The sequence below is a fragment of the Bowdeniella nasicola genome (genome assembly GCF_001907295.1).
Taxonomy (GTDB): domain Bacteria; phylum Actinomycetota; class Actinomycetes; order Actinomycetales; family Actinomycetaceae; genus Bowdeniella; species Bowdeniella nasicola.
Genome location: NZ_MQVR01000085.1, coordinates 1 through 10,558 on the forward strand (window position 1 = coordinate 1; position 10,558 = coordinate 10,558).

10 protein-coding genes are annotated in these 10,558 nt (G+C 65.9%); 7 read left to right on the plus strand and 3 right to left on the minus strand.

Annotated features, from left to right (window positions below):
* Positions 1 to 161 precede the first annotated feature (161 nt).
* Together BSZ39_RS11120 and BSZ39_RS11125 are read right to left on the minus strand one after the other, a co-directional pair.
* Positions 162 to 1,901: an ABC transporter ATP-binding protein gene (locus tag BSZ39_RS11120; RefSeq protein WP_073717400.1), complete on the minus strand. Its 1,740-nt coding sequence runs from the start codon at positions 1,899 to 1,901 to the stop codon at positions 162 to 164.
* A complete protein-coding gene (locus BSZ39_RS11125) occupies positions 1,882 to 3,669 on the minus strand; it encodes an ABC transporter ATP-binding protein (protein WP_073717401.1) in 1,788 nt (595 codons plus the stop codon). The genes BSZ39_RS11120 and BSZ39_RS11125 overlap by 20 nt, the downstream gene beginning before the upstream one ends.
* Before the next feature lie 62 nt (positions 3,670 to 3,731).
* Between BSZ39_RS11125 and BSZ39_RS11130 the strand changes: the two genes are divergently transcribed.
* The 4 genes from BSZ39_RS11130 (at position 3,732) to BSZ39_RS11145 (ending at position 6,546) form a co-directional block, all read left to right on the plus strand.
* Positions 3,732 to 4,121: a DUF3817 domain-containing protein gene (locus BSZ39_RS11130; protein WP_073717402.1), complete on the plus strand. Its 390-nt coding sequence runs from the start codon at positions 3,732 to 3,734 to the stop codon at positions 4,119 to 4,121.
* Entirely contained in the window at positions 4,118 to 5,683 is a 1,566-nt protein-coding gene (gene guaA / locus BSZ39_RS11135) for a glutamine-hydrolyzing GMP synthase (protein WP_073717403.1), read from the plus strand. The genes BSZ39_RS11130 and guaA overlap by 4 nt, the downstream gene beginning before the upstream one ends.
* The gene (locus BSZ39_RS14330; RefSeq protein ID WP_222842945.1) at positions 5,674 to 5,901 is read left to right on the plus strand and encodes a GNAT family N-acetyltransferase; all 228 of its coding nucleotides are present in this window, start codon (positions 5,674 to 5,676) and stop codon (positions 5,899 to 5,901) included. Before guaA ends, BSZ39_RS14330 begins: the two co-directional genes overlap by 10 nt.
* A gap of 168 nt (positions 5,902 to 6,069) precedes the next feature.
* The gene (locus BSZ39_RS11145; protein WP_073717404.1) at positions 6,070 to 6,546 is read left to right on the plus strand and encodes a hypothetical protein; all 477 of its coding nucleotides are present in this window, start codon (positions 6,070 to 6,072) and stop codon (positions 6,544 to 6,546) included.
* A gap of 233 nt (positions 6,547 to 6,779) precedes the next feature.
* Here BSZ39_RS11145 and BSZ39_RS11150 read toward each other — a convergent pair whose 3' ends face one another.
* Positions 6,780 to 8,102: a PspC domain-containing protein gene (locus tag BSZ39_RS11150; RefSeq protein WP_073717405.1), complete on the minus strand. Its 1,323-nt coding sequence runs from the start codon at positions 8,100 to 8,102 to the stop codon at positions 6,780 to 6,782.
* 114 nt (positions 8,103 to 8,216) lie between these two features.
* On the opposite strand from BSZ39_RS11150, the gene BSZ39_RS11155 reads away from it, so the two are divergent.
* Genes BSZ39_RS11155 through BSZ39_RS11165 form a run of 3 tightly spaced genes read left to right on the plus strand, consistent with a single transcriptional unit; the run spans position 8,217 to position 10,467 of the window.
* Complete coding sequence (locus BSZ39_RS11155; RefSeq protein ID WP_083603305.1) at positions 8,217 to 9,434, plus strand: ATP-binding protein; 1,218 nt, start codon at positions 8,217 to 8,219, stop codon at positions 9,432 to 9,434.
* A complete protein-coding gene (locus BSZ39_RS11160; RefSeq protein ID WP_083603306.1) occupies positions 9,430 to 10,095 on the plus strand; it encodes a response regulator in 666 nt (221 codons plus the stop codon). Before BSZ39_RS11155 ends, BSZ39_RS11160 begins: the two co-directional genes overlap by 5 nt.
* Before the next feature lie 27 nt (positions 10,096 to 10,122).
* Complete coding sequence (locus BSZ39_RS11165) at positions 10,123 to 10,467, plus strand: hypothetical protein (RefSeq protein ID WP_073717407.1); 345 nt, start codon at positions 10,123 to 10,125, stop codon at positions 10,465 to 10,467.
* Positions 10,468 to 10,558 lie beyond the last annotated feature (91 nt).

Consider the following 10,558-nt stretch of genomic DNA (forward strand, 5'->3'; position numbering starts at 1 on the left):
GGCTTCATCACTACAATCATCACAGACCCCATACCGGGATCGGTGGTCTTACTCCATCAGAACGCGTTCACAACCTCACGGGGAACTACATCTAGGCCCTCCTTGCCGGGACTTTCGTCCTGGCAAGGAGGGCCTAATGTTCGATTTAGGCGATTGTTGTGCTACTCCTGCTGCCAGGATTCCCAGAGTTTTGCGTACGCCCCGCCGAGGGCGACGAGCTCGTCGTGAGGACCGATTTCAACAATGTTTCCGTCCTCGATTACGGCGACGCGGTCGGCGTCATGGGCGGTATGCAGCCGGTGCGCGATCGCGACCACGGTGCGGTCGGCGAGGACCGCCGACAGTGAGCGTTCCAGATCGCGTGCGGCGCGCGGGTCGAGCAGGCTGGTCGCCTCATCGAGCACGAGCGTGTGCGGGTCGAGTAGGACGAGGCGGGCGAGGGCGAGCTGCTGGGCCTGCGCCGGGGTGAGCGTGTGCGCGCCCGAACCGACCTCGGTCTCCAGTCCCTCCTTTAGCTTCCTGACCCAGCCGCGCGCGGCGACCGCGTCGAGGGCTTCCCACATCTTGGCCTCGGACACGTCCGCCTTTGCGAGGCGCAGGTTGTCGGCGATCGACCCGACGAACACGTGGTGCTCCTGGGTGACGAGGGCAACTTCGGAGCGCAGGATGTGTTCGGGCAGCTCGACGACGTTGACGCCGCCGATGCGCACCTCGCCCGCGGTGGGCGGATGAATGCCCGCGAGCATGCGTCCGAAGGTCGACTTGCCCGCGCCCGAGGGCCCGACAATGGCGAGCCGCTCACCGGGGCGCAGATCGAGGTCGAGGCCGTGCAAGACCTCGACGCCGTCCACGTAGGAATACCGCACGCCACGGGCCACGAGATGCTCATCGGCCGGGGCGACGTCTTTCGTGACCCGGTCGGGCTCGACGAGGTTGATGCCGAGGATGCGCGAGAGCGAAGCCCGGGCGACCTGGGACTCATCGAGCCAAAATAGCAATTCGCCGATCGGGCCCTGGATCTGGACCGCATACAGCGAGATCGTTGCCACCGAGCCGATCGCCGCGCCCGCGATCGAATGGGTCGCAAGGTAGGACCCCCACACGATCACGGCGACGGGCGGCAGGATGAAGGCGATCCCCAGCCAGAAGAACAGCACCGCGCGCAGCCGCAGCGTGAAGGCTTCGGTATCCCACGCATTCTTCAGTGCCGCATCCATGTGGAAGCGACGACGCTTGCCGAGCGAGAGCGCGTCGACGGTATCGACGTGTTCGATCGACTCGGTGAAGACCCCGTTGAGCTTGGAGTAGGCCTCCGCGTTGCGCAGGTAGGCGGGCGTCGCCTGCCGCAGATAGTGCTTCGAGGCGACGATCAGCACGGGGATACCGACGAGCAGCGCAGCTGCGATGAGCGGGGAGACGAGGAAAGCCGCCCCGAGGGTCAGGATCACCGTGATGATCTGGACAAGGATCTGGGGAATACCGAAGCGGATGACCCACTGGACGCGGTCGACATCATTCGTCGTGCGCGCGATTAGGTCGCCTGTCCTGGCCTTTTCCACCGTCGACAGCGGCAGGCGCGTGATCGTCGTGAGGAACTCCTCGCGCAACTGGGCGAAGATCGTCTCACCGAGGATCATCGCGTTGCGCTGCGAGATACCGGTAAGCACGGTCTGGGTGGCCACCGCGATGAGCAACCAGATGGCGATCTGGTTCACGTAGGCGAGCGTCGTGCCCTGCGCGACCTGGTCGATGAGCCGGCCGAGCAGCCACGGCATCGCGAGCGCCGCCACGGCCGCCATGCCCTGGAGGGCGACGACCAGGGCAAGGGGTCCGCGGTACTGCCCGAGGAGGTCTTTGATGCGGCGCCAGACGGTTGGCGTATCAGCGATCGGTAGTTGCATGAGCGTCCTCCGGTTCTGCGGTAGTCCGGACGACGACGCCGCGGTAGGCGAGCGCGTCCGGGTTTCCTTCCCGGGCTCGGGCGAGAAGATCGTGGTGGGTGCCGCGGGTGATGACGGACCCGTCGGAGATGAAGATGACCTCGTCCGCGTGCTCGAGGACGAGCGGGGAGGCGGAGACGACGACCGTCGTGCGACCCTTGCGGCTTTGTGCCAGCTGCGCTGCGATCCGGGCCTCGGTGTGAGCGTCGACCGCGGACGTCGGCTCGATGAGCACGGCGATTTCCGCTTCGGTCAGTACGGCGCGGGCGAGGGCCACGCGCTGGCGCTGGCCGCCGGAGAGCGAGCGGCCCTTTTCGGTGATCTCGCCCGCAAGGCCGCCGAGCGTCTGCGTGACGTCGTGAGCATCGGCGACCGCGAGTGCCTGCAACACGTCGGCATCGTTACCTTTTTCTTCCCGGGCATCGACCTGCGAACGAAGCGTTCCAGTGAACAGCTGGGGCGTCGCGTCCGATAGGACGATGCGGTGGCGCACTTCGGGCAGCGGATAGGACGTGATTGGCGAACCCGCGAGCGCAACACCGGCCGAGGCCGCGTCATCGATCCGCGTGAGGCGGCGTGCGACCTCTGCCGAGTCATCCGGGTCGGCTCCGACGAGCACGGTGAAGGCTCCGGCTTCGATCTGAAGGCCGCTGTCGGCGTCGGTGAGCACGGGGGCACCTTCGGGCAGTGGCCGCAGGATCGGGGTGTCCGCGTCGCGGTCCGCTAGCGTGCCGGCCAATGGGTCGACCGCGAGGACCTTGCGGGTCTTCTTGATGGCGACGCGGGCGCGCGTGAGCTGGAGGAACATGAACGTCACCTGGCGCAGCGGCTGCGCGAGGAACGCGGTGTAGCCATAGAAGGAGACGAGCTGGCCGGGCGTGATGTCGCCCGCGATCGCGAGGCGGGCGCCGAACCAGACGACACCGACGATGAAGAGCGCAGGCAGGCCCGTGCGCACGGCCATGAGGATCGCTTGGACGTTCGCGACGTGCACGGCGTCGAAGCGGACCTTTTGCGACTGCTCGCGGTAGCGCGCCGCGAAGACGTCCTCGCCGCCGATCCCGCGCAGGATCCGCAGGCCCGATACGGTGTCGGTGCCGAGCGTCGTGAGCTTGCCCTGAGATTCGCGTTGCCGGTTTTGCCGTGCCTGCAGCGGCTTGATCAGCAGCGCCGTCAGGGCGGTGATGATCGGCAGGCCGATGAGGACGAACAGGCCGAGCGGCAGCGACTGGCTAATGAGGAGGAAGGAGACGAGGCCGTAGACGAACAGGCCGCCGATGAGGCGCGGCAGCGACTCCATGATGTTGCCGATATGGAACGCGTCGGTTGCGACCGTCGACATGATCTCGCCGGTCGGCAGGTCCTTCGTGAGTGCATGGCCGCTGCGCGAGACGTGGTGGCCGACGGTGCGCTGGGAGGTGATCGACGCGCGCATCCAGCCCATGACCTCGGCGAGATGCGTGATGGCGTCGAACGACGCGGCGAGAATGCCAAGACCAAGCAGGACGAGCGACCAGGACACCACCGTGGACGAAAAACCACCGGCGAGCCCCGCATCGAGGGCGTGCCCAAGCGCGAGCGGCATGAGTGCGTTGGCGCCATCGCGAATGATCGCGAGGACAACCCCTGCCAACAGGACCTTCCACTGGGCGCGAGCCAACCACGCCAGATAGCGGTGTGGAGCACCATCAGCGCGATAGTTGGGGAAGGAGGAAGGGTATTCAAGCACGGTTGCCATCCTATGGAGGGGGCCTGACATAACGAAATCTTTTTTCCCGCTAACCTGGTTTCATGACCTCCGTGGAATCCAAGGCCCGCACGGCCTTTTCGCGCTATCGCATCATGGCCTTCATCACCGGCACACTGCTCCTATTACTGACGCTAGAGATCGTGCTGAAGTACGTCCTGCAGCTCAATGGTTTAGAGGATCCGAACAGCACCTGGTCGGCCCGTCCGGTCATCGGTAACTGGATCGCGATCGTCCACGGCTGGGTCTATGTCATTTACCTCATCACGGTGTTTGGCCTGTGGTCCCAGATGCGTTGGGGCTTCGGGCGCATGATCGCCCTCATCGTTGCGGGTGTCATCCCGGTGATGTCATTTATTCTCGAGCCGACCGCCAAGAAGTGGGTGGAGGCAGATCTGCCCGAACTCGTTGCGAAGGAAAAGGAACTCCGATGACCGCAACTTCTCCCGTCCTCGTCATCGACTACGGCGCCCAGTACGCCCAGCTGATCGCGCGCCGCGTGCGCGAGGCCCGCGTGTATTCCGAGGTCGTGCCGCACACGATGCCTGCCGCCGATATCCTCGCGAAGAATCCCGCCGCGATCATCCTGTCGGGCGGTCCGTCCTCCGTCTACGCCGATGGCGCTCCGCGGCTGGAGGCCGACCTTGTGAACTCCGGCGTCCCCGTCCTCGGAATCTGCTACGGCTTCCAGGCGATGGCGCAGGCGCTCGGCGGTGAAGTCGGCCAGACCGGCCAGCGCGAATATGGTTCGACGACCGCGTCCAGCCCCGACGGCGGCCTCCTACTCGAAGGCACGGGCGAGAGCCAGCAGGTGTGGATGAGCCACGGCGATGCGGTGGCTCGCGCCCCCGAAGGTTTCACGGTCCTCGCGTCCTCGCCTGGCGCCCCGATCGCCGCGTTCGAAGACGCCGAGCGCAGGCTGTTCGGCGTGCAGTGGCACCCCGAGGTCAAGCACTCGGTGGCCGGCCAGCAGGTGCTCGAAAACTTTTTGTACCGCGGAGCGGGCCTCGCCCCGGACTGGACGCCCGAGAACGTCATCGCCGACCAGGTGAAGAAGATCCGCGAGCAGGTCGGCGATGCCCGCGTCATCTGCGGTCTGTCCGGCGGCGTCGACTCCTCGGTCGCCGCGGCCCTCGTGCAGGAGGCCGTCGGCAACCAGCTCACGTGCGTCTTCGTCGACCACGGCCTGCTGCGAGCGGGCGAGCGTGAACAGGTTGAGCGTGATTTCGTTGCCGCGACCGGCGTCGACCTCATCACGGTCGATGCCTCACAGCGCTTCCTTACGGCCCTGGCCGGCGTCACCGATCCCGAGGCGAAGCGCAAGATCATTGGACGCGAGTTCATCCGCGTCTTCGAAGACGCCGCCCGCGAAGTTGTGGCGCGCGCCGGTGCCCACGGCGAGGACGTCAAGTTCCTCGTCCAGGGCACGCTGTATCCCGACGTCGTCGAATCCGGCGGGGGAGAAGGCGCCGCCAACATTAAGAGCCACCACAACGTTGGCGGGCTGCCCGATGACCTGCAGTTCGAACTCGTCGAGCCGCTGCGCGAGCTGTTCAAGGACGAGGTCCGCCAGGTCGGCCTCGAGCTCGGCGTTCCCGAAGCCATCGTGTGGCGCCAGCCGTTCCCGGGCCCGGGCCTCGGCATTCGCATCATTGGTGAGGTGACGGCCGAACGTCTCGAGGTCCTGCGCGCGGCCGACGCGATCGTCCGCAAGGAACTCACTGCGGCGGGCCTCGACCGCGATATCTGGCAGTGCCCCGTCGTACTGCTCGCAGATGTCCGCTCCGTTGGTGTCCAGGGTGATGGCCGAACCTACGGCCATCCGGTCGTGCTGCGGCCCGTGAGCTCCGAGGACGCGATGACCGCCGACTGGTCACGCCTGCCCTATGACCTGCTCGCGCATATTTCGAACCGCATCACGAACGAGGTCGCCGACGTCAACCGCGTTGTCCTCGACGTGACGAGTAAGCCCCCGGGCACCATCGAATGGGAGTAGTGATCCGTCCGACGACCGAGGCGGATCTTCCCCTGGTCGCCGGTCTCTGGGCCGATGGCGAGGTTATGGCCTTCGTCGGTTTTCCTGACGGCCTTGCCCAGACGGACGAGGAGATGGCCCGGTGGTATCGGCAGCACGTCTCCCAGCGTCCGCGCACGAAGCGCCTCGCTGAACACGTCAACGAGTACGGGTCGTGCTATCTGGAGAAGACGCTCTGACCGCACGGGTGCAGGATATATCTCCTATGGGCGATTTAAGCCATTTAGGCAGAATTTGTGCCTCGGTGAACTAGATCACGCGACCCCGACACTATCCAGTGATTTCCAGGGGGAAGAATTGAGGAGATGAATACATCATCTCCATCCCTCTACCACTAGGAGATCACCATGGAAGCTTCTGCCAATCCATTCGTACGGATCGCCGGAATCGTCACCCTGGTGCTTGGCGTCATCTTCGTGGGCGCCGGCGCGACCACTTGGGGTATGGTCACCAGCCAGCTGACCGCTGAGAAGATCACCGTCCCGAAGGACGCCGACATGTTCGCGGGGAAGGAAGTTAAGGGCCCCTTCACCGCCTACGCACAGGCGCAGGTCATCAACAAGCACGCCCTGAAGGGCGCGAACGGCCTGACCTACGCCGAGCTCGGAGCGAAGGCCAAGGAAGCCGAAGCCGCGGGCGATAAGGCCGCTGCTGAGGACTTCACCAAGCAGCGTACGACCGCGATGAACGGCTCGTTCCTACGTGCCTCCCTGTTCACCTCGGTGCTCGCCTATGGCGTCTCCGCCCTCGTGATCGGTCTGGGTCTGCTGCAGATCCTCACCGGTCTTGTCTTCATGCGTCTCGCCAAACGCGACGTCGCCTAACGGCGCGCTCGTAGCCGACCAATCGGTCGGAGCCCCCTCGGCTCCGGCCGATTCGTCATAGGTGGGTGGCAGCGGCTTCGCCGGAACGAGGGCCCCGATCGCCAGGGCACTCGCGAGCGCCAACAGTAAGACGATGATCGCCGTGCGCACGTCGATCGCGAGACCCAGGCCGCGAGCAATCGCGAGGCCCGCGATCGCGGCCATGGCGCTACCCCAGGTGAGTGTCGAGGTCCTCATTCGGACTCCTTCGGTGTGGCATCGGTGCTCGGCGGCGTCACCCCGAGTTTGTCGATGATGAAACGGGTGGGATCGTCGAATTCGGGGCTGATTCTCACATCCCCGTTGCCGAGTTCGATCTGAACGATCCGCACGCCCTGCGGGTTCTTCTTAGCTGCGGCGTTGCGGTAGCTGGCGCTCTGGCCCGGGGTCACCACGACATCGTCAAACTCCCAGTGGAGTTCGAGTTGTCCGTCTGCGGTGGTCGATACGCGTGCCTCGACTTCCGAAGTTGTCCCGTCGGGATACGTGACCTCCCAACCACCGAAACCAGAGACCCGCATGACGACGTAGCCCGAGGCATGGACGCGGACTTCCAGGGGCTGGGAGCCGTCATCGGGGATGTCGTACACGCCGATGCCCGCCGTGGCCGAAACACTGTCGCGGGACACCGGAATCCGCACGTTCGAGGCGAATGCGGTATTTGTTCCGTCCGGGCCGAGGTGCTGCTCGAACATGTGGATGTCACGGGTCGAAAGAACGGCCTCCGGCAGCGTCAGCGACAGGCCGAGCACGAACGCGAGAGCAGGGCCGAGGAGCCAACTGGCGGCGGTGAGCCAGGTCCCGCGGCGCTGCCGAGCGGCCGCAATGATGAGACCGACGGCGATGACCGCGAGCGCCACGCCGGCCGCGATGAGCCAGGCCCCCAAGTGGTTGGGGCGCAACAGGAGCGTCAGTGCGCCGAGGGCGATCGCGATCGCGATGACACCCATCGCGAATCGGGGCTCGATCACGGGCGTGCGGGGTTTGCGCGGCCGCGGGGCCGGGGCGGGGCTCGGCTCGAGAGCCTCGAAGGCTGCGATCGGTGCGTCGGTGTCTACGACCGCCGGCGCCGGAGCCTCGGGCGTTCCGCCGCGTCGGCGGGAGGCCAGTGCGCGCGCCAGGATGACGAGGGCAAGGATGCCAATTCCGATGACGGCAAGGACGTACATCAGCGGGATAATGTCGCGCAGGGTATCGAGCGTGGAGCCGAACCACAGAATGGGTCGCAACGAGCCGACAACGATCATCCCAAGGGCGGCGGCGACCGCAATATCGGGACGGCCGCGGAAGAGCTCTTGAAGATGGATCCGCCCGTCTTTGTATTCCGGCAGCAACAGCCAACCGATCCCATAGAGGACGAGCGGCAGGCCGCCGATGAGCGCAGCTAAGACAAACAGCAGTCGCACCAGCAGGGGAGCGATACCCCAACGGTGGGCCAATCCCGCGCACACGCCGCCGAAGATGCGGTCGTCAGTGCGTCGCAGGGGACGCGAACGCACGGTCTCGAAAAATCCCATGTCTTAACTGTGGGGCATCGGCGAACTGCTCCGCTATGGGGTACGTCCCTGATTTATCCCTGAAAGCTCGCCGCTGGGCTTCGCAACGCACGCTTTGCGTGTCACGATCATGATGTGAGTACTGACTATGCCGATTTGCGGGCGCCGTGGGCCAAGGAGCGTCCACCGCTGCTGCGTCGCGAACCGAAGTCGCTCGCGGGCGTGGGGCAGGGACTGGCCGTCCACCTCGGTGGCCCGGCCTGGGCATGGCGGCTGGGTTTTGTGCTTACCGCCCCGATCTTTGGCCTCGGGATCGTCCTGTACGTCATCTGCGCGACCGCGATCCCGCGGGCGGCGTCCGGGGATGTTCCGGTGGCCCGATCCCGCCTCGCCCGCCGCCTCGCCGCACCTGAATCACGGCGCATCCTCGGCGGTCAGCTCGCCCTCGCCGGCGTGCTCGGGGCGAGCGCGATCGTCCTGTTCGTCTGGATGGTCGGCGGATTCGGAGTGGGGAGCTCCGTCGTTGGGATCCTGCTCGTCCTCGCGGGCGCCGGCGTCATCTGGGCGGCGGCCGCCGACGAAGGGCAGCCGGGGCCGCTGCAGATCGCGGTCGGGGTCGCCGCGGTCGTCCTCGGTGCCGTCCTCGTGGTGACGGGGGAACAAGGACTGCGCGATTTTCTGCCGGGCATGGTCGCAGGCCTTGCCGTGCTCATTGCCGTCGCGATCGTCGTCGCGCCGCTGTGGTTGCGGACCCGCACGCACTTGAACGAAGAACGCGAGGCGCGCATCCGTGAAGCCGAGCGTGCCGATATCGCCGCGCATCTGCACGACTCGGTGCTGCAGACGCTCGCGCTCATCCGCTCCCGGGCAGATGAGGCCGACGTCGTCGCCTCCCTGGCGCGTTCCCAGGAGCGAGACCTGCGGCGCTATCTGTATTCCGACCGTCCGGAGGTCGGCGTCAGCGTCGCCGAAGCCCTGCGCACGCTCGCGGCCGAGATTGAAGAGCGCTACCAGCATCCGATCGACATCGTGCTCACCGGCGATAGCCAGGTGAGCGAGCAAACGACGGCGCTGACGGCGGCGGTCGGTGAAGCGCTCACCAATGCGTGTAAGCATGGAGGCAGCGGGCCGATCTCGCTGTATGGCGAACTCGGCGGTAGCCACACCCAGGTGTGGGTGCGCGACCGTGGCCCCGGCTTCGACCTGAAGGACATTGCGGACGATCGCGTCGGGATCAAACGCTCGATCATCGCTCGGATCGAGCGCGTCGGCGGCGAAAGCGAAATCCGTAGCCCGCTGCCGACCGGCGGAAGTGAAGTGCGCATCAGCGTGCCGCAAACGAAGGAGAATTAACGTGCGTATCGCGATCGTCGACGACCATGCGATGGTGCGAGCCGGGGTGAGCGCGCAACTGCGGGCCCTGCGGCCCGATTACGACATCGTCGCCGAGGCGGGCAGCGTCGATGAAGCGATCCGAGTGCTGCGCGCCCAGCCGTGTGATGTCGTCCTGCTCGACGTGCACCTGCCCGGCGGTGCCGGCGGGGGCGGCGCCGAGGTCGCGCGCACGATCCTTGCCGAGCGGCTCGAATCCACGCCCCGCTTCCTCGCGCTGTCGGTCTCCGACGCGGCCGAAGACGTCGTCGCGGTCATCCGCGCGGGCGCCCGCGGCTACGTCACCAAGGCCGTCACCGCCTCCGAACTCATCGAAGCTATCGAACGCGTCGCCGCCGGCGATGCGGCCTTCTCCCCGCGCCTGGCAGGCTTCGTCCTCGACGCCTTTGGCACCGGCCAGCAGGATGTCGCCGAACGCGACGAAGAACTCGATCGCCTCTCGGGCCGCGAGCAGGAGGTCATGCGCCTGATCGCCCGCGGCTACGCCTACAAGGAGGTCGCCGCGGAGCTGTTCATCTCGATCAAGACGGTGGAATCGCACGTCTCCTCCGTGCTGCGCAAACTCCAGCTGTCGAGCCGGTATGAGCTCTCACGCTGGGCAGCCGCGCGCGGAATTGAGTAACTGTTCGCGTGCGATAGAGTCATTTTTGTGAACACCCTTGTCAACATCCTGCTCGTTTTCCACCTGCTCGCGATGGCCTATGTCTTCGGCGGTTCCCTCGCCGGGCTATCCCAGAAGCGAGTCCCGAAGGGCCTGGTGCATGGCGCGCTGACGGCCCTCGTTCTCGGCATCATCATGGTCGTGGTACGGGAGTTCCAGCCCGAAGAAACTGTCAACCACATGAAGATCGGGATCAAGCTCGTCGTCGCGCTCGCGGTCTGCTTCTTTGCCTGGCGGGCCGAAAAGCGCGAGAATCCGGAGGCGGCTCGCCCCGATCTCATGACCGCCGCCGGCCTTACCGCCGTCAACGTCGCGATCGCCGCGCTGATCTAGCTGTAGTTCCCCGTGAGGTTGTGAACGCGTTCTGATGGAGTAAGACCACCGATCCCGGTATGGGGTCTGTGATGATTGTAGTGATGAAGCC

Bases quoted from the DNA above. Each gene is read 5' to 3' on its own strand.
- BSZ39_RS11150 (WP_073717405.1), bottom strand. From the start codon at position 8,102: ATGGGATTTTTCGAGACCGTGCGTTCGCGTCCCCTGCGACGCACTGAC.
- BSZ39_RS11145 (WP_073717404.1), top strand. From the start codon at position 6,070: ATGGAAGCTTCTGCCAATCCATTCGTACGGATCGCCGGAATCGTCACC.
- guaA (WP_073717403.1), top strand. From the start codon at position 4,118: ATGACCGCAACTTCTCCCGTCCTCGTCATCGACTACGGCGCCCAGTAC.
- BSZ39_RS11120 (WP_073717400.1), bottom strand. From the start codon at position 1,901: ATGCAACTACCGATCGCTGATACGCCAACCGTCTGGCGCCGCATCAAA.
- BSZ39_RS11130 (WP_073717402.1), top strand. From the start codon at position 3,732: ATGACCTCCGTGGAATCCAAGGCCCGCACGGCCTTTTCGCGCTATCGC.
- BSZ39_RS14330 (WP_222842945.1), top strand. From the start codon at position 5,674: ATGGGAGTAGTGATCCGTCCGACGACCGAGGCGGATCTTCCCCTGGTC.